This is a genomic window from Ralstonia sp. OTU4908 (genome assembly GCF_038440115.1).
GTDB classification, from domain to species: domain Bacteria; phylum Pseudomonadota; class Gammaproteobacteria; order Burkholderiales; family Burkholderiaceae; genus Ralstonia; species Ralstonia pickettii.
The window spans coordinates 98,741-118,721 of the sequence record NZ_JASATD010000013.1 but is presented as its reverse complement, the minus strand read 5'-3'; the positions used below and the strand labels follow the sequence as shown (position 1 = coordinate 118,721).

Below are 19,981 nucleotides of genomic sequence, written 5' to 3'. Positions count from 1 at the left end.
TTTCCTCTATCATGGCGATTTCCACGCCGACACCCTGTAACACTCGTGATGTTGCGACCCAAACTACTCTGTCTCGGCGTCGTCGCTTTGCTGGCCGCCTGCTCCAACTTGCAGACTGAACCGACTGATGCGTCGGCCCAGGCCACCAACGCCACGCCGAGCACTCCGGCAGCGCAAGCCAAGCCGGCCACCCCGCCCGCCCCGACCACGCCGCCCATCGTCTTCGGCTCGACCGACAGCAGCGGCACCACCACGGTCAATCTGCCGTCCAAGGACAAGATGAGCTTGTCCGAGTACCGCGCACAAACCCGTGATCGCCTGATTCAATCGGAAGGTGCCCGCCCAGACGTGGCCGACTGCGCTGCGCATGCGAGCTGGATCATTCCGCGCTCGACGAATTTCGATCAGTTCCGCCTGCCGACGGGTGCGCTTTCCAGCGACCAGGCCAAGGTCGAGCCATGGGACTCGCGCTTCTCGTCCAGCAAGCAAGGTGCGATCAAGGTGTCGAGCGTGATCACCTTCAATGCCGCCGTGCACAAGCGCGGCACGGGCAATGACCAGTGGGAACCCGTGCGCGTTCGCTGCGGGTATGACGAAGGGATGATGCTGGCGTATGAGCTGCTCGACGCCAACGGTCAGCCATTCGCCGCGCCGGCCGCTGCCCCTTCGTCGTCGACAGCGCGCACGCACTGCCGCCGCGGTCATCGCTGCACGACGAGTGCGGCGGCACACGGCAAGACAGCCGCCAAGGGCAAGGCCTCGACAAAAGCGACGGCCAAGTCGGCCAAGGGCGGCGGCACCGCCAAGACCAAGTCGACCACGGCAAGCAAATCCACCGCCAAGTCGACTGCAAAGAAGACGACGAAGAAGTCGTCCTCCAACTAAGCGCAACGCGCCGCCGACCCAGGCGGCGCGGCGTTTATCTTCAGCCGAGATACTCCAGGATCGCCTGCAGCATGGCCGCGCCCAATGCAGCGCTGCGGGCGCCGTCCCAGCCCACGCGCGCGTCGGGCAGGTCGGCGTTGTCCTTGAACGGCATTTCCAGCGTCAACGACAGGCAGCCATACGTGTGGCCGATGTACTTGGAGGCGAGCTTGAGCGCGTCTTCGTTGTACTTGCTGGCCTCGTAGCCGTATCGCGTCTGGAAATCCGGTGAAGCCCGCAGGAACGCCGCCACAAAGCGGTCCTGGTCGGCGCGCTGTGCGTCGGTAAAGCCGGGCAGCATTTCACTGCCGGCCACGAACACATAGGGCAGCGCCTCGTCGCCGTGGATGTCGAAGAACAGATCGACGCCGGTTTGCTCGATGGCCTGGCGCACCGCCAGCACTTCGGGGCTGCGCTGCGCGTCGGGTTCCATCCACTCGCGGTTCAGGTTCGCACCGGCGGCATTGGTGCGCAGGTTGCCCAGCGACGAACCGTCTGGGTTCATGTTCGGCACGATATGGAAGACGGCGCGCTCGGCAAGCACACGGCCGATGGGATCGCCGCTCCAGACACCTTGGCGAGTCAGACGCGCGAGCAGGCCCTCGACGAACCACTCGGCCATCGTCTCGCCCGGATGCTGGCGCGCGATGATCCACACGTTCTTCTTGCCTGGGCCGGGTTCGCCGACGGTGATGCTGGTCATGTCGCGGCCCTGCACCGTTTGCCCCAAGCGCTGGGTGCGCACACCTGGCCTCGTTTGCGCAGCGGCCACGAGCGAAAGGTGGCGCTCGTCCGAATACGGCTCGAAATAGGCAAACCAGATGCTGTCGTGCTCGGGCGTCACCTCGATCGTCAACGTCTTGCCGTCATAGCGGGTCGGCACGCGGAACCAATGCCCGCGGTCGTACGAGGCGACGGCACGGTAGTCCTTCCAGCCGGAGGCATAGGTGCATTCGCCGGCGTTTTCCAGCGCGAGCGTGCAGGCCTGGCCCAGCACCCCTTGCAGGCGGAAGTGAAACCATTGCGTGAAGTCGGCGTGCGAATCGCGGCGAATGCGCAGGCGGATGGCATCGGCGCGGGCGGCATCGACGATTTCGATGGCGCCGCTGTCGAACGCGCTGGAGATGTGCGGTTGCGTGGCTGTCATGTCGGATCCTGTCATCAGGTGAGCTTGCGGCGGAAGATCCAGCGCTCGTCGTCGGAATCGGCAGCGACAAAAGCATAGCCGTCGACATCGAACGCCTTGAGCTTGCGCGGATCGGTGATGCGGTGCTCGATCGCATAGCGCGCCATCAGACCGCGCGCACGCTTGGCGTAGAACGAAATGATCTTGTACTGGCCGTTCTTCCAGTCCTCAAACACCGGCGTGACGATACGCGCCTTGAGCGCCTTGGGCCGCACCACCTTGAAATACTCTTCCGACGCGAGATTGACCAGCACGGGGTCGTCGTCCTGCTTGAAAAGCTTGTTCAGCGCCAGCGTCACCTCGTCGCCCCAGAAGGTGTAGAGGTCTTTGCCGCGCGGATTGGCAAGGCGCGTGCCCATTTCCAGCCGATACGGCTGCATCCAGTCGAGCGGGCGCAGCACGCCGTACAGCCCCGACAGAATCCGCAGATGCTTCTGCGCGAACTGCAGATCGTCGACCGCCAGCGAATTGGCATCGAGGCCGCCGTAAACGTCGCCGTCGAAGGCCAGCGCGGCTTGCTTGCTGTTCTCCGCTGTGAATTCGGGCGACCAATCCGCATAGCGCGTGGCATTGAGCGCCGCCAGCGGATCGGAAATGTGCATAAGCGTGCCGATCTGGGCCGGTGACAGCTTGCGAAGCACGTCAATGAGTTCTGCGGAGCGCGCGATGAAATCGGGCAGCGTGTGGGTCTTGGTGCGCGGCGGCGTGTCGTAGTCGAGCGACTTGGCCGGCGAGAGGACGATGATCATGTCAGAATCGCGGTTCACAAGTCTGGAATTGTATCGAATGGCAGACGCTGCCGCCCTCGCCCACTCCACCCAGGCTCCGGCCCCGCGCGTGGTGCTGGACTCCAACATCTGGGTCGACATCCTGATCTTCGACGATGCGGATGCGCGCCCCATCCGCGCCGCGCTGGAAGCCGGCCGGCTGGACGCCATCATCAGCCCCGCCTGCCGCGAAGAATTGCGCCGCGTGCTCGACTATCCGCAATTCGCGCGCTACGCCGTCGACGCGCAGGCCGCACTCGCGTGGGTCGATCGCGTGACCCGGTCCGTCGCCGATCCTGAAGACGCGGCCTGCGTGCAAGGCGAAGCGTTCGTCCCGCGCTGCAAGGATCGCGACGACCAGAAATTTCTCGCGCTCGCCGATGCCGCCGACGTTGCCTATCTCGTTTCCAAGGACCGCGCCGTGCTCAAGCTCAAGCGCCGCATGGCCAAGTATTGCGACGTGGCGGTGCTGCCGCCCAAGCAGTTCGTCGCGCTGGTCCAGTTGGAAAACACGCCTCCTGCTGCCATCCCGAATCAAGCTTGAAGCCGTCTTGTCATGACCACTGTTGAATCGCTCGCACCCATCGCCCCGCCGCCGCCGCGCCTGCCGAATGTCGGCACCACCATCTTTACCGTGATGTCCGCGCTGGCCGTGGAAAAGCAGGCCGTCAACCTGGGCCAGGGCTTTCCTGATTTTGATTGCGACCCGCGCATCGTCGATGCGGTGTCCGACGCCATGCGCGCCGGCCTGAACCAATACCCGCCGATGACGGGCGTGCCCGCCCTGCGCCAGGCCATCGCCGCCAAGGTCGCCAATCTGTACGGCCACGCTTACGATGCCGACCGCGAGATCACCATCACCGCCGGCGCCACGCAGGCGTTGCTGACGACCGTACTGTGCTGCGTGCATCCGGGCGACGAAGTCATCGTCTTCGAGCCGACGTACGACAGCTACATTCCGTCGATTGAACTGGCGGGCGGCAAGGTCGTGCCGATCACGCTGAACGCGCCGGACTTTCGCATCCCGTTCGACACGCTGGCCGCGGCCATCACGCCGCGCACGCGCCTGATCATGCTCAACACGCCGCACAACCCGACCGGCACGGTCTGGCATGCGGACGACATGCGCAAGCTCGCCGAGATCCTGGCGCCGACCAACGTGCTGCTGCTCTCCGATGAGGTGTACGAGCACATGGTGTACGACGGCGTGCCGCATGCCTCGGTGGCGCGCATTCCCGAGCTGGCGCGTCGCGCTTTCGTGGTGTCGAGCTTCGGCAAGACGTATCACGTGACGGGCTGGAAGGTCGGCTACGTGGCCGCCCCCGCCGCGCTGATGGCGGAATTCCGCAAGGTGCACCAGTTCAACGTGTTCACCGTCAACACGCCGGTGCAGCACGGCCTCGCAAACTACATGGCGGATCCGCGTCCGTATCTGGAGTTGCCGGCGTTCTACCAACGCAAGCGCGACCTCTTCCGCGCCGGGCTGGAGAACACGCGCTTCAAGCTGCTGCCCTGCCAGGGGACGTACTTCCAGTGCGTGGATTACAGCGCCATCTCCGATCTGCCCGAGGCCGAGTTCGCCAAGTGGCTGACGAGCGAGATTGGCGTGGCGGCAATTCCCGTGTCGGCGTTCTACTCGCAGCCGCACGAATCGGGCGTGGTGCGCTTCTGCTTCGCCAAAAAAGACGAAACGCTCCAGGTCGCCCTGGAGCGTTTGTCGAAGGTGTAAAACCGTAAGGCCGAGGCCGATCAGCGCTTGCTGGCGTAGTGCGCAAGCATCTGCTCGAGATTGGCCTTGCTGTCTGCCCGCACTTTCTGCACGTTGGGATTCTCGGCCATCTTGGCCAGGTAAGGCTTGACGCCTTCGACCTGCGCCAGCAGGTCTTCACCGTAGATGATCTTGGTAGCCTGACTCACCAGCGGGAAGTGCACGATGGCCGCGCAGTCCGCAATGGTGAACGTGTCGCCCGCTACGTAAGGCGAGAACTTGAACAGCTTGGCCGCCGCCGGGATGTTCTTCTGCAGTTGTTCGCGCACCTTGACCTTCAGGTTGTCGCTGATCTTGCCGCCGAAGAACGCCTCGGGAAACAACTGGCGCGCCACCAACTCCAGGTGCAGCTCCAGGAACGTCACCACCTCTCGCACCTTGGCTGCCTGGAACGGATCGGCCGGAACCAGCGGATGCTCCGGATAACGCGCCTCCAGATAGTCGACAATGACCTGCGATTCGCACATGCCGAGATCGCCATCCTTCAGATACGGCACCTTGTGCAGCGGCGAGATTTCGCCGTCGGTCTGGTCCGGCCAGCGCAGTGATTCCTCAAAAGGGAGTCCCTTTTCCAGCAGGGCGAGCTTGACCTTGTTGTAGTAGTTGCTCGCGGCAAAACCGTATAGCGTCAGCATGAACCCATCTCCTTGGTAATTTGGCCGTCCGTTATGGTCGGTGCGGATGCCAGAAATCGCACGCTCGTGCTATTTTAGCCAGACTTCTTTCGATCGCAGCGGATTTCATATGCAGACTATCGGGATTGTGGGCACCGGCGCCATGGGGCGAGGCATTGCACAGATCGCGGCCCAGGCAGGTTTGCGCGTCAAACTGTTCGACGCCAATCCGCAAGCCGTGGAAGCGGCGCGCACTGCACTGGCCGATACGCTCGCCAAGCTTGCTTCCAAGGGCAAGCTCACAGCGGATGACGCCGACGCCACAATCGCCCGCCTGATTCCTGCCGGCGCCCTGACCGACCTCGCCGACTGCGATCTCGTGGTCGAGGCCATCGTCGAAAAGCTCGACGTCAAGCGCGACCTCTTCCGTCAGCTCGAAGACATCGTTCGCGCGGATGCCATCCTGGCGTCGAATACATCATCACTGTCGATTACCGCGATTGCTGCGACATGCAAGCACCCCGAACGCGTCGCGGGCTTTCACTTCTTCAACCCGGTGCCGCTGATGAAGGTGGTCGAAGTCATCGACGGCCTGCGCAGCGCGCCCGCCACCGGTGATGCCCTGGCCGCACTCGCCCAGCGCATGGGGCACACCGCCGTGCGCTGCATCGACATGCCGGGCTTCATCGTCAACCACGCCGGGCGCGGCATGAATACCGAAGGCCTGCGCGTGGCGCAGGAAAGTGTGGCGGCCTATGCGGACATCGACGCCATCATGCGCGAGCAGGCCGGTTTCCGCATGGGGCCGTTCGAATTGATGGACCTCACGGGGCTGGACGTTTCGCACCCGGTGATGGAATCGGTCTATCGCCAGTTTTATGACGAGCCGCGCTATCGTCCGTCGCAGATCACGGCGGTGCGCTTTGCCGGCGGCATTCTGGGCCGCAAGACGGGCGAAGGTTTCTACCGCTATCCGGAAGGACAGAAACAGGTGCCGGAGGAAACGCCCGGCCCGTCCGCGCGCCCGTCTTCGGTATGGATCAGCCGCGCGCATGACGCCGGCCACGCCGCAGCGCAGCGCCTGTTGCTCGATCTGGGCATCACGCCCGAGGGCGGTTCCAAACCGTCCGCCGATGCATTGATCATCGTGACGCCGCGCGGGCTGGATGCCACGGCCTGCGTGGCCGCCGAGGGACTCGATGCACGCCGCACCGTCGCGCTCGACACGCTCTATCCGTTTGCCGCCACCAAGCGCCGCACGCTGATGACCACACCCGCCACCGATGCGGCCTACCGCGATGCCGCCCACGGCTTGCTGGCCTCCGACGGCGTGCCCGTCACGGTGATCCGCGATTCGGGTGGCTTTGTCGCGCAGCGCATCGTCGCATGCATCGTCAACATCGCGTGCGATATCGCACAGCAGCGCATTGCTACGCCTACCGACATCGACCTCGCTGTCACGCTGGGGCTCGGTTATCCCAAAGGGCCGCTGGCACTCGGCGATACGCTGGGCACGAACGCCATCCTTGAAGTCCTGCAGAACCTCTACGTGCTGTATGGCGATCCGCGCTATCGCCCGAGCCCGTGGCTGCTGCGCCGTGCCCGTCTCGGCATGTCGCTGCTCACGCCTGATGCCTGATACGCCTGACGCCTGATTGCCGCTTACCCTGACGAGGCCGCCATGACCGCACAATTGCTCTCCAAACGCATCGGCTCGACGCTGGTGCTGACGCTGTCCAACCCTGACGCGCGCAACGCGCTGGACCCGGTGATGTACACCGCGTCGATGGAAGCGCTCGACCGTGCCGCCAACGACAACGAGATCCGTGCCGTCATCTTCACGGGCGACGGCAACGCCTTCTGTGCGGGCGGCAATCTGAACCGCCTGCTGGAAAACCGTAGCAAGCCGCGCAGCGTTCAAGAAGAAGGCATCGACGCGCTCAACCACTGGATCGAGACGATCCGCACGTTTCCCAAGCCGGTGATCGCCGCGGTGGAGGGCCCAGCGGCAGGCGCCGGTTTCTCGTTGGTACTGGCTTGCGACTTTGCGATTGCCGCATCGGACGCCAAATTCGTGATGGCATACGTGAACGTGGCGCTCACGCCGGACGGCGGCGGCTCATGGCACATCGCACGCTTCCTGCCGCGCCCGTTGGCGAGCGAAATCAACATGCTCGGCAAGCCTGTCAGCGCAGAGCGGCTGGCGCACTTCGGGCTCATCAATGAGGTGGTCAAACCCGGCGAGGCGCTGGACCAGGCAGTTGCACTGGCGGAAAAACTCGCTGCGCAATCGCCGCACGCGGTGGGCCGCATCAAGGGCCTGATCGCGCACGCCGAAGACGCCTCGCTGCACGACCACCTCAAGGCCGAGCAGCACAGCTTTGTCGAGGCGCTGCACCACGCCGACGGCAACGAAGGCATCTCGGCGTTCCTGCAAAAGCGCAAACCTCAATACCGCTGATTTCCGGTTTGCATGGTTCCCTTCCCGACACCCCAGCGCCGGCGCATCTATCTGATGCGTCATGGCGCCGTGACGTACTTTGACGAAACCGGTCGGCCCGTTCCGTCGCCCGAAGCCGTGCCGCTCAACGAACTCGGCCGCAGCCAAGCCACCGCTGCGGGCAAGATCTTCGCCGCCGAAAACATCGTCTTCGACCGCGTGATCGTCAGTGGCCTGCCGCGCACGGTGGAAACCGCGCAGCGCGTGCTGGCCGAGATGCCCGCGATGCAGGAACGCGGCATCGCGCTTGAACACTGGCCCGAGCTGCAGGAAATCCGCGGCGGCAAGCTGGCGGAAATTCCCGAGCACGAACTCGCGCAGGCTTTCATCGGCGCGTTTGAAGGCACGGTGTCCGAAGACCGGCGCTTCCTCAATGGCGAGAGCATCGGCGAATTTCTTGACCGCGTGATTCCGGCCATCGCCCGGCTGCGCGCGCAAACGGACTGGGACACCGTGCTGCTGGTGCTGCATGGCGGCACCAACCGCGCGATCCTCTCGCACGCCATCACCGGCGGCGAGCGCGTGTTCTTCGGCAGCCTCGCGCAGACCGCCGGCTGTATCAACGTGCTCGACGTTGGCGAGGCCCCGACCGACTGGGTGCTGCGCATGAGCAATTTTTCGGCGCCTTCGCCCGCGCACGTCGGCTCGCGGCTGACGACGATGGAGGTGCTGCTGCAGCAGTACCTTCGCCATCGCCAACCGACCTGAACTTTCCTCGATACACAAGAAGATTCGGAGACACACCCATGGCACAAACGGACCAGCAGGATTTTTCCGCCTTCGAGGGCACGCGCCCCGTGGCAGAACAGCAGAAGTTCGACATTGGCGCGCTGGAAGCGTGGATGCGTGAACACGTGGCCGGCTTTGCCGGCCCGCTCACGGTTGAACAGTTCAAGGGCGGCCAGTCAAACCCGACGTTCAAGCTGATCACGCCGTCGCGCACGTACGTGATGCGCGCCAAGCCCGGACCGAAGGCGAAGCTGCTGCCGTCGGCACACGCCATCGAGCGCGAATATCGGGTGATGGATGCGCTCGCCAAGACCGACGTCCCCGTCGCCAAGATGGATGCGCTGTGCGAAGACGAAGCCGTGATCGGCCGCGCCTTCTACATCATGGAGTTCGTTCAGGGCCGCGTGCTGTGGGATCAGGCACTACCCGGCATGGCGCCTGCCGAGCGCAGCGCGATCTATGACGAGATGAACCGCGTCATCTCTGCGCTGCACACGGTGGACTACGCCGCCATCGGCCTGGCCGACTACGGCAAACCCGGCAACTATTTCGCGCGCCAGATCGAGCGCTGGAGCAAGCAATACAAGCTGTCGGAAACCGAGTCGATTCCGGCCATGGACAACCTGATCGAATGGCTGCCCAAGCACGTGCCGCAGGAAGCCGAGGAAATCACCAGCATCGTTCACGGCGACTACCGGCTCGACAACCTGATCTTCCATCCGACCGAGCCGCGCGTGCTGGCCATCCTGGATTGGGAGCTGTCGACGCTCGGTCACCCGCTCGCCGATTTCAGCTACCACTGCATGAGCTGGCATATCGAGCCGGGCCAGTTCCGCGGCGTGGCAGGACTCGACTTCGCAGCGCTCGGCATTCCCACCGAAGCCGAGTACATCCGCCAATACGAAGAACGCACCGGCCGCCGCATCACGGGCGACTGGAACTTCTACCTCGCCTACAACATGTTCCGCATTGCCGGCATCCTGCAGGGGATCATGAAGCGCGTGGTGGATGGCACGGCATCGTCGGCGCAGGCGATGGAGGCCGGCAAGCGCGCCCGCCCAATGGCCGAACTGGGCTGGAAGTACGCGCAGCAGGCCGGAGCCTGACGCCGCTGCTTTACTAGTAGTCGCGCGCCGCTTCAAGAGGAGCGGACATTGGCGCCTCCAGCTCCAGCACCACCCCGCCCGGCAACTGCACGAAGATCTGTGCGGCAGGCCGCGCGGGGTGTTTTTTTACCTGGTGCGGGATGCCACTCTCGCGCACGGCGGCCAGCACATCGGCCGCATCCTTCCCGGTGCGGAACGCGATATGCGAGAACACCAGTTCCGGCGTATCGCCCGCCTGCGTCACGAGATGGACCAGCGCATCGTCGTTCTGATACAGCCACGTGCCGGGAAACGGAAATGCCGGACGCGGCCCCGGTTTCCAGCCAAGCACATCGGCGAAGAATTTCAGGATGGGCGCATCTCCTGCCACGTGAAAGTTCACGTGGTCGAAGGTCCAATCGCTGTCGGATGTCATAGCAAACCGCCTCCTTCAATGTCGATGATGGCGCCGGTCATGAAACCGTTGGTCATGGCCAGCAGGTAGCCTTGGGCGAGGTCTTCCGGCGTGCCGACACGGCCGACCGGCAGGCCGCTGCCGATGCGCGCGAGCATGGCCTGCCGATCTGCCGGCGCACCCCATACTTCCGTATCCACCACACCGGGGCTGATCACGTTGACACGGCGCGGTGCCAGTTCCTTCGCCAGGTTCTTGCCAGCAGCTTCCACCGCCGCGTTGATCGAGCCACGCAGCAGGCCGGTTGCTGTCGCCTTGCGTGAAAGCAGGCCAGAGGTGAGCGTAATCGATGCGCGTTCCGCCAGATGTGGCAATGCGGCCTGCACTGCCATCAAGGCGGCAAAGAACTTGGTGCCAAACGCCTGTTCCAGGTCAGCACGTTGCAGCGCGGCAAACGGCGGTGGGCTCGTACGCGAGCCGATGGTGATGACGAGATGGTCGATCTTGCCGCTGGGCGACAACTGGGCTGCCTGCGCCAGGGCGCTGGCGAGCGACGCCGTGTCGTTCGCGTCGACGGCAATGCCGTGCGCGCCATCCGCCGCTTGGGCCGAGCGCCCCAGCACCGTCACGCGCGCCCCTTCGGCTACAGCCGCGCGTGCCACCGCCTGACCAATACCGGCCGTACCGCCCAACACCACCACGGACTGATCCTGCAAGGTCTTCGAAGTCATGCCAATGCTCCTTTGTTTTGAGAAGAGGAAAGAAAAAACTGTCAATCAATTGGGCCATTCTTTCATCAAACAAAAGCAAGATAATCTGGCTATGCTTTGATGATTCTCCAAATCTGCTTTGACAATGATCGCCCTCGACGACCTCCGCCTGCTGGTGCGCATTGCTGACGCCGGCAACCTTTCCGCCGCCGCGCGCCAGCTCGGCTGGCTGCCCGCCACCGCCAGCGCGGCGCTCAAGCGCGTGGAGACCGAACTCGGCGCCCGCCTGTTTGAGCGCACCACGCGCAGCATGCGGCCTACCGAAGCCGGTCAGCGCTATCTAGGCTATGCCAGACAGGCGCTGGAAGCCCTGGACGAAGGCGCGGAAAGCCTGGGGCAGGATCGCACGGAGCTGTCCGGTCCCATCCGCATTGCCGCCACATCAGATCTGGGGCGGCACATCCTGCGCCCTTGGCTCGACGCGTTCTGCGATGAGCACCCCGGCGTGCGGATCACGCTGGTGCTGGGCGACCGGCTGGCTGACCTGATGCGCGAAGACCTCGACTTTGCGCTGCGCTATGGGAATCTGCAGGATTCGGCGCTGGTGCGACGGCCGTTGGCATCGCATCCGCGCGTGATCGTGGGCGCGCCGTCGTACTTCAGACAGCATGGCCGGCCCGCACACCCGAGCGACCTCGCCGACCACCGCTGCCTGATCCTCTTGCGCAACGGCGAGCCCGTCACGCGCTGGCAACTCACGCACGCCAGCGGCCCCGCCCCGATCGACGTGCGCGGCGGTTTCCAATGCGACGACGGCGCCGTGGTGCGCGACTGGGCCGTCGCCGGGCGTGGCCTGGCATTCAAATCGTGGTTGGATGTCGCGCAAGACGTGTGCGCCGGCCGTCTGGAGGTGGCACTGCCGGCATGGAGCCATGCCCCTACGCCGCTGCAGCTCGTCGCCCTTGCGCGTCGCCATCGACCGGCGCGACTGACGGCGTGTGCGGATTTTCTCGCCGCCCGCTTTGCGGAGTTCAGCGCGCGTTACCCGTTCCCGTCCGCACAAGCGGCAGCAGCATCGCAAAAGCCGGCCAAGGCGGTCAAGCCGACCAAAACCAAGCCGGCCGTCGCCGCAAACACGTAGGTGTCCTTAATGGTTGTTGCGGCGGCGGACCACCCACCACGCAACGATCACGGTAAACGCCGCCACCAGCCCCACCATCAGCCAGAAGCCGTGGTGGTTGTCGGCCAGCGGCACGCCACCAACGTTCATGCCGAAGAGCCCTGCGACGATATTGATGGGCAATGCCAGCACGGTCACCAGCGTCAGCGTGAACAGCGTCCGGTTGTTCTGCTCGTCCAGACGCGCGATCACCTCTTCCTGCAGCAGCTTGATGCGTTCGACCAGACCGCTCATGTCGCGTAGCACGACGGAAAACTCCTCGGTCGACTCACGCAATTGCTGCACATCTTCCGGATGCAGCCACGCCGGCGGTCGCGCCAGCAAGCGAAAGACCGAACCCGGCTCGGGCGCCAGCATGCGCTGAAGCCGCACCAGTACGCGGCGCGTGCCCGCAAGCTCCTGGCGCCCTGACGTGATCTTCGACGCAAGAAAACGGTCTTCGATGCGGTCGATATCGATGCCCGTCGCGCGGACGATCTGCGTCATCAAATCTGCCTGATCGCACATCAAATGGCCCAGCAGATCGGCTGGCGAGCGAAACGTCTCACCGCTGCGAACGCATTCGCGCAGCCGGTCGACCGAATGCAATGGCTTGCGGCGCAATGTCACCAGCAGGCGCCGGTGTGCGTACACCCACTGCGTTGCCACCTGGGTGGGCGTGCGCTCAAAATCGAAGATCACATCATTGAAGACAGCGACGAGCGCACCGTCCTGCTGCTCGACGCGTGTCGAATGCGCCTCCTCGCCCAGCAACTCGAGAAATGTCTCGGGCAGATCGAGATGGCCCTGCAGCCACCGCATGCAGCCCGCCCGCGACAGGTTGAAATGCAGCCAGATGAACGCGTCGTCGGCACCCTCCATTTCTGCATGCTTGAGCGCATCCGCAATCTCGGACGAATCCAGCGCGACGCCGGGCCTACCGGGTTCGAAGCGAAAACCGCAGATGAAACCGGTGTTGTCGGATTGGAAACTGATCGCGGACGCAGTCGCAGTCATACATCGGAAGAGAAGACGGTTTTCCGGGAAGCGCAGCCGCCGGACAGTCGAATGGCAAATGCCATCAATCTGTCATAAACCGGCGTGGTTACGCCATCTGCGCTGCGCAGCCCCGATGATTGCGTCCGCCCCAGCGTTCGTCAACGCCCGTCTGCGAATGCCGCCACGGTGTCGTCCAGGGCCACCTCTGCCATCGCTGCGAACACGTGGTCGCGCAGCCAGCGGCTGGCGGCATCCTGGTCGCTGTTCGTGTGCCAGTACAGGTACAGCTCAAGCGGCTGCACGTTGAACGGCAGCGGCAACATCACGTTGCCATACGGCTCGTTGGCGATGCGCGCGTAGCGGATCGGCAACGTCGCAAGCAGGTCGGTACAGCTCACTACCCGGCAGGCTGCCGGGTAATGCTGACAACGCAGCCGTACGCGCCGCTCGTGCCCGAGGCGGCGCAGCTCCACATCCTCCAGCCCCGCCCCGCGGCGTCGGGACGATACGTGCACGTGTTCGCATGCGAGGTAGCGTTCCAGCGTCAGGGGTTCATTTGCAATGGGATGGCCGGGGCGCGCCAGCACCACCATCGGGTCGGTCAGCAAGGGCGCGTGCCGGATGGCCGGAGATGCCGGCAGCAGAATGTCCGCCGCCGCATCGATGGTGCCGGCCAGCAGCTCGGTTTCAAGCTGCCGGCGGTCTCCGCGCACGGTCGTCACGTCGATGCGCGGTGCCTCCTTGGCAATGGCGGCCATGAGCGGCGGCAGCAGCGTGGCTTCCAGCGCATCGCGCATCGACAACGTGAAGCGGCGCTCGCTCGTGGCCGGGTCGAACCGCGTGCCCTCGCGCAACGTGCGCTCGAAGCCCTGCAGCGCGGAGCGCACCTCGGCGATGAGCGTGCGCGCCAGGGGCGTCGGCACCATGCCCTGCCCACGCCGCTCGAACAATGGATCATCAAACAACTCGCGCAGACGCCCGAGCGCGTGGCTTACCGCCGGTTGCGTCAAGTTGAGCGTGCGGGCGGCCGCCGTAATCCCGCCTTCCGTATAGATGGCGTCGAAAACGACAAACAAGTTCAGATCGACACGCGATATATGCATGATATTGATGGACCGCAATCTACGAAATTCATTTCTCTTATTGTAGGCGAAGGCTTATTCTGCGAACACCACTTGTGAGTTGCGCCGCGCGCCATGACCACAACCCCCAATCTCGCCGTACCGACGGGCTTTGAACTGCTGAACAAGCCGAGCCCTTTCCTGACGATGCTGGGGCCGGTGTATGCCAAGGGGATGGGCGCGTCGATGGTGATGGGTTTTCATGTACAGCATCACCACCTGAATCGGCGCGGCATTCTGCATGGCGGCGTGGTGGCATCGCTGGCCGATGCAGCGCTCGGTTATTGCTTGGCCGAACCCGGCGAAGGCACCGGCGGCGCGCTGGCCATGTCGACTGCCAGCCTGACGGTGGATTTCATCGCCTCTGCCGGAGAAGGCGACTGGATTAAGATCACCCCGGAAGGATTACGCACGGGCAGCAAGCTGGCCTTTGCGCAGGCGCTCTTCCATCGCGGCGACCGGTTGATTGCGCGCGCGAGTGCCGTGTTTGCCGTGCTCGGCGGGCGTATTTGACGCATGGCCCAGCGCGTCTGGTCTGAACTGAGTTGAGGGTTGCCCGTTCAAGGCGCTTGTTCGATGTACTGAGGAGACACCATGAATTTCGATTACACGCCCAAGGTCAAGGACATGCAGGCACGCCTGCTCGCATTCTTCGACCAGCACATCTACCCAAATGAGCACCGCTTCCACGAAGAAATCGAGGCCAACCGCCGTGCCGGCAACGCGTGGATTCCCACCAAGGTCATCGAAGAACTCAAGCCGCTGGCACGCAAGGCCGGGCTGTGGAACCTGTTCCTGCCGCGTTCGCCGCGCGCACCCGAAGGGCTGTCGAACCTCGAATACGCGCCGCTGTGCGAAATCATGGGCCGCGTGCCCTGGGCGCCGGAAGTGTTCAACTGCTCCGCGCCCGACACCGGCAACATGGAAACGCTGGAGCGCTACGCGTCCGAAGAACTGAAAGACCGCTGGCTCGAACCGCTGCTGCGCGGCGAGATCCGCTCGGCCTTCCTGATGACCGAGCCGGCCGTGGCGTCGTCGGACGCCACCAACATCGAATGCCGCATCGAGCGCCAGGGCGACGAATACGTCATCAACGGCCGCAAGTGGTGGTCGTCGGGCGCCGGCGACCCGCGCTGCGCCGTCTACATCGTCATGGGCAAGACCAACCCGGATGCCGGCCGCCACGAGCAGCAATCGATGATCGTGGTGCCGGCCAACGCGCCGGGCATCACGGTCATGCGTCCGCTGTCGGTGTTCGGTTACGACGATGCGCCGCACGGCCACATGGAAGTCGACCTGAAAGACGTGCGCGTGCCGGTGGGCAACATCCTCCTGGGTGAAGGCCGCGGCTTCGAAATCGCTCAAGGCCGCCTGGGCCCGGGCCGCATCCACCACTGCATGCGCAGCATCGGCGTGGCCGAGCGTGCGCTGGAGCTGATGTGCAAGCGCCTGTCGTCGCGCATCGCATTCGGCAAGGCCATCGCACAGCACAGCGTCTGGCACGAACGCATTGCCGAAGCGCGCTGCATGATCGAGCAGGCCCGTCTGCTGACGCTCAAGGCCGCATACATGATGGACACCGTCGGCAACAAGGTCGCCAAAGCCGAAATCGCGATGATCAAGGTCGTGGCCCCGAACATCGCCTGCCAGATCGTCGACTGGGCGATCCAGGCACACGGCGGCGGCGGCGTGTCGGGGGATTTCCCGCTGGCGTCGGCCTATGCGCACCAACGCACGCTGCGCCTGGCCGATGGCCCGGACGAAGTGCACCGCGCGGCCATCGCCAAGCTGGAACTGGCCAAGCATCTGCACCTGAAAGACGTGGTCGACATGCCGGTCACACGCGGCGCCTGACCTGACGCACGGCTGTACCGTTCACTCCTTAACCCCGCCTTGAGCGGGGATTTTTTTGCCCGTTGCCCGGCGTCTGCGCGTTTTTTGGTTCTGTGCTGGAATGGAACACTTTTGCAGGCTGCTGGTGGCCTGCACCTCTCTTCCCGGCCAGAAGCCAAGGAGCCAACTCGATGATCGACGTCTATAGCTGGGCCACGCCCAACGGGCACAAAGTGCACATCATGCTGGAAGAATGCGAGCTGCCTTACCGCGTTCACGGCATCAACATCGGCGCCGGCGACCAGTTCAAGCCCGACTTCCTCAAGATCAGCCCCAACAACAAGATCCCGGCCATCGTCGATCAGGATGGCCCAGACGGCAAACCGATCTCGCTCTTCGAATCGGGCGCGATCCTGCTGTACCTCGCAGGCAAGACCGGCAAGTTCCTGCCCGACGACGTGCGCGGTAAGTACGAAGTGCTGCAGTGGCTGATGTTCCAGATGGGCGGCGTCGGCCCGATGCTCGGCCAGGCGCACCACTTCCGCATCTACGCGCCTGAGAAGATCGAGTACGCAGTCAACCGTTATACGAACGAGGCCAAGCGTCTGTACGGCGTGATCGACAAGCGCCTGGGCGAATCAAAATTTCTCGGTGGTGCGGACTATTCCATCGCCGATATGGCGACCTGGCCCTGGCTGCGCAGCTGGAAGAATCAGGGAATCGAGCTGTCGGATTTCCCGAAGCTGCAGCGCTGGTTCGAAGCCATTGAAGAACGGCCCGCCGTGCAGCGCGCGGTAAAGGTGCTGGCCAAGGAGCGGCCCGCCGTGCAGGACGACAAGGCGAAGGAAATCCTCTTCGGCGCGACGCAGTACGCGCGGCGCTGATTCCGCGTCTTCGCATCGAAAGACAGGCTGCGAGATGCGGCCTGTTTTTTTTGAAAGTCGTCAATGCGGGGCGCGGGCGAGCGGCCTACACTGGCTCCACTCCATTCACGCGATCCCACACAAGCGCTATGGCAGCCTCACTCAAAATGGGCCTCGCGGCTGCGGTGTCCATCGCGGTTTATCTCGGCCTTGCCGCGCTCGGTTGGGGTGGTGTGGGCGCATTCCTGGCCCATCCCGCACGCGTCGTGCTTGTGGTGATCACGGTGTTGCTGGCCATCGCCGCCTTGCTTGCCGGCGGCAACCTGAGCCCCGGAGAACGCGAAGACCGAACCAACCGCTGGGTGCTGCCGGTGTTTGGCGTGATCGGCTTCGCCAGTGCATGGCTGCCGGCGTATACAGACCGGCTCGACCTCTGGTGCATCGATGGCGATGCCGTACGTTGGCTGGGCGTCGTGCTCTACGCCGCAGGCGGCGCGTTGCGTGTGTGGCCGGTGTATGTGCTGGGCAATCGATTCAGCGGACTGGTCGCGATCCAGCCCGGCCATACGCTTGTGACCGGCGGCATCTACCAATACGTGCGCAACCCGAGCTACCTGGGGTTGCTGATCGGCACGCTGGGTTGGGGACTGACGTTCCGGGCACTGGCCGGTGTGGTGCTGACGCTCTTGCTGATTCCACCATTGGTGGCGCGCATGCGTGCAGAAGAAGCCCTCCTGCAATCACAGTTCGGTGCGGAGTACGACGCCTACCGCGCCCGGACGTGGCGCCTCATTCCCGGCCTCTATTGATGCCGCTCATCATCATGCTGGCGATCCTTGTCGCGCGATTGCATGCGTCCGAGTGGCGCGGACGCTCCGACGCTACCTGACAGAAGACACCTGATCGCCAGTCCGGGGCAACGCAAAGCACTGCACGTCCGGCGCGGTGTAGACAGTCGGATACGGCGACCGGGGCCCCGTCTGCATCCGCAGCGGCTGTGTCGCCAATACTTCGGCCTCGTTACGCTCCCGCACCGTCAACGGCTCCGGCGGCGGACTCGGCAGGTGCACCGGTTGATTCACCGCACACCGCACGGGCTTCCCATCCGCCAGCCGTACATCCATCGTGTAGTACGGCCCGACGATGGTCGGCGCGCCCACGGCCACCGTGATCAGCACCACAGAATGCAGCGTCTTCATCACCCACCTCCGCAACGCATGCGTGAGTGTTTTCGACTGAGCGCGACACCCACAAGTGCCACAGTTTCAGGCAGCCGCCGTCAGCATCCCCTGTTTCTCAATAAAACGGATCACTTCATCCAACCCGCCCTGCGCCCGCAGATTGCACATCACGAACGGCCGATCGCCGCGCATCTTGCGGGTGTCGCTTTCCATCACCTCCAGCGACGCGCCAACGTACGGCGCCAGGTCCGTCTTGTTGATGATCAGCAGGTCCGACTTGGTGATGCCGGGGCCGCCCTTGCGGGGGATTTTCTCGCCGCCCGCCACGTCGATCACATAGATGGTCAAGTCCGACAGCTCGGGGCTGAATGTCGCTGCGAGGTTGTCACCGCCCGACTCAATGAAGACGACATCCGCATCCGGAAACTTCGAGAGCATGCGATCCACCGCTTCGAGGTTGATCGACGCATCTTCACGGATGGCCGTGTGCGGGCAGCCGCCCGTTTCGACACCCATGATCCGTTCTGCTGGCAGTGCGCCGGAGATGGTCAGCAGCCGCTGATCTTCCTTCGTGTAGATGTCGTTGGTGATCGCCACGAGGTCGTAGCGCTCGCGCATGGCCTTGCAGAGCATTTCGAGCAGCGTGGTCTTGCCGGAGCCCACCGGGCCGCCCACGCCAACGCGCAGGGCTGGAAGTTTCTTGGTTCGCATGATGATCAGGTTCAGGATCGAAAGAGTCGTGAATATTGCGTTTCATGCCGGGCGGACAACACGCCCAGCCCCGGTGAAAACGTAGACAGTTCGGGCGGATGAGATGCCGCACGGCGCGTGGCCTCTTCCACCGCACGCGCCACCGCTGCGTGCAGGCCAAAGAGAATCCGTTGCCCCGCAGCCTGCCCGAGCGGAACGGCCTTGACTGCCGCCGCCATCTGGTTTTCCACCCAGGCAAAGCAGTACGCCGTCACGCCGTCGTGCGGGTCGACATTCAGCGCGGCAGCGGCGGCGGCAAAGGCCGTTGGAAACGTCACTGAAGCACGCGCGGCCAACGCGCTGCGCAGTGCGGCATCGCCCCATTCCATCTGCTGGATGAGTCGACTGAGCGACCAGCCCATCTGCGACGTTTCGAGCCGCAGCTCGCGTGTCTCGCGGGTCGCGAGGAACCACGCATCGCGCTCGGCCACGGCATCGAAGCGGCCTGCCTGCCAGTCCGCAAACTGCAGCAGCCACAGCGGCGCCTCGCAGGCGGCCAGCACGTCGAGACCCTCGGCAATCCACGCCGCAGCCGACGCCTCATCGGCCACGTGCCGAACGTCCACCGCCGCTTCCAGCCCCTGCGAATAGCTGAACGCGCCCACCGGCAGCGCCGGGGACGCGAGATGCAGCAAGGCGGTGAGCTGCGCGGCGTTAGTCATGGTGATGGTGGTGATGGCCGCAGCCCGGGCCATGCACATGGCCATGATCGTGACCGTGCGCGTGGTCATGCTCGTGGTCGTGGTCATGCGCGTGACTGTGGCCATGATCGTGCCCGTGGTGCTCGTGATACAGCGCCTGCGCGGCCGCGTAGTCCTCTGCGAACGTCGCATCGTGGCCGTGACGATGGCCGCCGCCATAGGCGCCCGCCTCCGGCTCGAACGGCGCCTCTACATGCGCGACGGTCACGCCCAGGCGTACGAGCATGTCTTCGAGCACTGGATCGGCTTCGAGCTGCAGCGCATCTGCGCTGACCTGCACGGGTGTGTGGCGATTGCCGAGGTGGTAGGCAGCACGCATCAAGGCGAGGCGGTTGTCGCTCGTCACACGCAGGACGTGCTCCGGTGCGGCCTGTACTTCAACCAGCGTGCCGTCTTCAGCGACCAGCACATCACCGCCGCGCATGACGGTGCCGCGCGGCAGCACGACGGCCACGTCACGGCCATCGTCGAGGGTGGCGCGCAGGCGGCTGCGGCTGCGCTCCAGGAATGGGAGTACCAGCTTGGGTGCGCGCTTGACCAGCACGGAGGCCAGGCCGTGCGGCGCGGGGAGGTGTTTGTTGATGGAGAGCATGGTCAGTATTCGTTCATGATTTTGCGGGGGGGGGGGCCATCCCTGGTTTCACCCCCTGCCGGGGGCGACTCACTTTCTTTGTCT

The 19,981-nt window shown here is 64.3% G+C and carries 23 protein-coding genes; 12 read left to right on the top strand and 11 right to left on the bottom strand.

Going from position 1 to position 19,981, the window contains the following annotated elements; all coding sequences use genetic code 11:
- The first annotated feature begins 48 nt into the window (after nucleotides 1–48).
- Nucleotides 49–885 carry a BspC domain-containing protein gene (locus AAHM38_RS13865; RefSeq protein ID WP_116576496.1) on the top strand — a complete coding sequence of 279 codons (837 nt, stop codon included), beginning with the start codon at nucleotides 49–51 and terminating at the stop codon, nucleotides 883–885.
- A 40-nt stretch (nucleotides 886–925) separates the two neighbouring features.
- Here AAHM38_RS13865 and AAHM38_RS13860 read toward each other — a convergent pair whose 3' ends face one another.
- Both AAHM38_RS13860 and yaaA read right to left on the bottom strand, forming a co-directional pair.
- The gene (locus AAHM38_RS13860; RefSeq protein ID WP_116576497.1) at nucleotides 926–2,071 is read right to left on the bottom strand and encodes a M14 family metallopeptidase; all 1,146 of its coding nucleotides are present in this window, start codon (nucleotides 2,069–2,071) and stop codon (nucleotides 926–928) included.
- A 14-nt stretch (nucleotides 2,072–2,085) separates the two neighbouring features.
- Nucleotides 2,086–2,859: a peroxide stress protein YaaA gene (gene yaaA / locus AAHM38_RS13855; RefSeq protein WP_116576498.1), complete on the bottom strand. Its 774-nt coding sequence runs from the start codon at nucleotides 2,857–2,859 to the stop codon at nucleotides 2,086–2,088.
- 37 nt (nucleotides 2,860–2,896) lie between these two features.
- Between yaaA and AAHM38_RS13850 the strand changes: the two genes are divergently transcribed.
- Both AAHM38_RS13850 and AAHM38_RS13845 read left to right on the top strand, forming a co-directional pair.
- The gene (locus AAHM38_RS13850; RefSeq protein ID WP_116576499.1) at nucleotides 2,897–3,421 is read left to right on the top strand and encodes a putative toxin-antitoxin system toxin component, PIN family; all 525 of its coding nucleotides are present in this window, start codon (nucleotides 2,897–2,899) and stop codon (nucleotides 3,419–3,421) included.
- A gap of 12 nt (nucleotides 3,422–3,433) precedes the next feature.
- Entirely contained in the window at nucleotides 3,434–4,606 is a 1,173-nt protein-coding gene (locus tag AAHM38_RS13845; protein ID WP_116576500.1) for a pyridoxal phosphate-dependent aminotransferase, read from the top strand.
- Nucleotides 4,607–4,626: 20 nt separating this feature from the next.
- Here the strand turns inward: AAHM38_RS13845 and AAHM38_RS13840 are convergent, their stop codons facing one another.
- On the bottom strand, nucleotides 4,627–5,280 hold the full coding sequence (locus tag AAHM38_RS13840; RefSeq protein ID WP_009241024.1) for a glutathione S-transferase: 654 nt from the start codon (nucleotides 5,278–5,280) through the stop codon (nucleotides 4,627–4,629).
- Nucleotides 5,281–5,326: 46 nt separating this feature from the next.
- Here AAHM38_RS13840 and AAHM38_RS13835 point away from each other — a divergent pair, with 46 nt between their 5' ends.
- From AAHM38_RS13835 to AAHM38_RS13820, 4 genes are read left to right on the top strand one after another with little or no spacing between them, the layout of a single operon-like run.
- Entirely contained in the window at nucleotides 5,327–6,898 is a 1,572-nt protein-coding gene (locus AAHM38_RS13835) for a 3-hydroxyacyl-CoA dehydrogenase (RefSeq protein WP_116576501.1), read from the top strand.
- A 42-nt stretch (nucleotides 6,899–6,940) separates the two neighbouring features.
- Entirely contained in the window at nucleotides 6,941–7,720 is a 780-nt protein-coding gene (locus AAHM38_RS13830) for an oxepin-CoA hydrolase, alternative type (protein ID WP_116576502.1), read from the top strand.
- A gap of 12 nt (nucleotides 7,721–7,732) precedes the next feature.
- On the top strand, nucleotides 7,733–8,467 hold the full coding sequence (locus AAHM38_RS13825) for a histidine phosphatase family protein (protein ID WP_116576503.1): 735 nt from the start codon (nucleotides 7,733–7,735) through the stop codon (nucleotides 8,465–8,467).
- A gap of 38 nt (nucleotides 8,468–8,505) precedes the next feature.
- On the top strand, nucleotides 8,506–9,594 hold the full coding sequence (locus AAHM38_RS13820; protein ID WP_116576504.1) for a phosphotransferase: 1,089 nt from the start codon (nucleotides 8,506–8,508) through the stop codon (nucleotides 9,592–9,594).
- A gap of 13 nt (nucleotides 9,595–9,607) precedes the next feature.
- Here AAHM38_RS13820 and AAHM38_RS13815 read toward each other — a convergent pair whose 3' ends face one another.
- Nucleotides 9,608–10,009, bottom strand: coding sequence for a glyoxalase (locus tag AAHM38_RS13815; protein ID WP_012762276.1), 402 nt, complete (start codon nucleotides 10,007–10,009; stop codon nucleotides 9,608–9,610).
- On the bottom strand, nucleotides 10,006–10,719 hold the full coding sequence (locus tag AAHM38_RS13810; protein WP_012762277.1) for an SDR family oxidoreductase: 714 nt from the start codon (nucleotides 10,717–10,719) through the stop codon (nucleotides 10,006–10,008). The genes AAHM38_RS13815 and AAHM38_RS13810 overlap by 4 nt, the downstream gene beginning before the upstream one ends.
- A gap of 124 nt (nucleotides 10,720–10,843) precedes the next feature.
- On the opposite strand from AAHM38_RS13810, the gene AAHM38_RS13805 reads away from it, so the two are divergent.
- Entirely contained in the window at nucleotides 10,844–11,839 is a 996-nt protein-coding gene (locus AAHM38_RS13805; RefSeq protein WP_116576505.1) for a LysR family transcriptional regulator, read from the top strand.
- 6 nt (nucleotides 11,840–11,845) lie between these two features.
- On the opposite strand, the gene AAHM38_RS13800 is transcribed toward AAHM38_RS13805, so the two are convergent.
- Both AAHM38_RS13800 and AAHM38_RS13795 read right to left on the bottom strand, forming a co-directional pair.
- Nucleotides 11,846–12,874 (bottom strand): transporter, encoded by a 1,029-nt coding sequence (locus AAHM38_RS13800; RefSeq protein WP_116576506.1) that lies wholly within the window; start codon nucleotides 12,872–12,874, stop codon nucleotides 11,846–11,848.
- 140 nt (nucleotides 12,875–13,014) lie between these two features.
- The gene (locus tag AAHM38_RS13795; protein ID WP_065858822.1) at nucleotides 13,015–13,959 is read right to left on the bottom strand and encodes a LysR family transcriptional regulator; all 945 of its coding nucleotides are present in this window, start codon (nucleotides 13,957–13,959) and stop codon (nucleotides 13,015–13,017) included.
- Between the two features lie 93 nt (nucleotides 13,960–14,052).
- Here AAHM38_RS13795 and AAHM38_RS13790 point away from each other — a divergent pair, with 93 nt between their 5' ends.
- The 4 genes from AAHM38_RS13790 (at nucleotide 14,053) to AAHM38_RS13775 (ending at nucleotide 17,482) form a co-directional block, all read left to right on the top strand.
- On the top strand, nucleotides 14,053–14,490 hold the full coding sequence (locus AAHM38_RS13790) for a PaaI family thioesterase (protein ID WP_116576507.1): 438 nt from the start codon (nucleotides 14,053–14,055) through the stop codon (nucleotides 14,488–14,490).
- Nucleotides 14,491–14,571: 81 nt separating this feature from the next.
- Nucleotides 14,572–15,831, top strand: coding sequence for an acyl-CoA dehydrogenase family protein (locus AAHM38_RS13785; protein ID WP_004636510.1), 1,260 nt, complete (start codon nucleotides 14,572–14,574; stop codon nucleotides 15,829–15,831).
- A 170-nt stretch (nucleotides 15,832–16,001) separates the two neighbouring features.
- Nucleotides 16,002–16,694, top strand: coding sequence for a glutathione S-transferase N-terminal domain-containing protein (locus AAHM38_RS13780; RefSeq protein ID WP_012762282.1), 693 nt, complete (start codon nucleotides 16,002–16,004; stop codon nucleotides 16,692–16,694).
- A 128-nt stretch (nucleotides 16,695–16,822) separates the two neighbouring features.
- The gene (locus tag AAHM38_RS13775) at nucleotides 16,823–17,482 is read left to right on the top strand and encodes a methyltransferase family protein (protein WP_009241036.1); all 660 of its coding nucleotides are present in this window, start codon (nucleotides 16,823–16,825) and stop codon (nucleotides 17,480–17,482) included.
- Between the two features lie 72 nt (nucleotides 17,483–17,554).
- Here AAHM38_RS13775 and AAHM38_RS13770 read toward each other — a convergent pair whose 3' ends face one another.
- The 4 genes from AAHM38_RS13770 to ureE form a co-directional block, all read right to left on the bottom strand.
- Nucleotides 17,555–17,872: a hypothetical protein gene (locus AAHM38_RS13770; protein WP_116576508.1), complete on the bottom strand. Its 318-nt coding sequence runs from the start codon at nucleotides 17,870–17,872 to the stop codon at nucleotides 17,555–17,557.
- Nucleotides 17,873–17,938: 66 nt separating this feature from the next.
- Nucleotides 17,939–18,565, bottom strand: coding sequence for an urease accessory protein UreG (ureG, locus tag AAHM38_RS13765; RefSeq protein ID WP_009241038.1), 627 nt, complete (start codon nucleotides 18,563–18,565; stop codon nucleotides 17,939–17,941).
- Nucleotides 18,566–18,576: 11 nt separating this feature from the next.
- Nucleotides 18,577–19,266: an urease accessory protein UreF gene (locus AAHM38_RS13760; protein WP_116576556.1), complete on the bottom strand. Its 690-nt coding sequence runs from the start codon at nucleotides 19,264–19,266 to the stop codon at nucleotides 18,577–18,579.
- On the bottom strand, nucleotides 19,259–19,897 hold the full coding sequence (gene ureE, locus AAHM38_RS13755) for an urease accessory protein UreE (RefSeq protein WP_116576509.1): 639 nt from the start codon (nucleotides 19,895–19,897) through the stop codon (nucleotides 19,259–19,261). The genes AAHM38_RS13760 and ureE overlap by 8 nt, the downstream gene beginning before the upstream one ends.
- Between the last annotated feature and the right edge of the window lie 84 nt (nucleotides 19,898–19,981).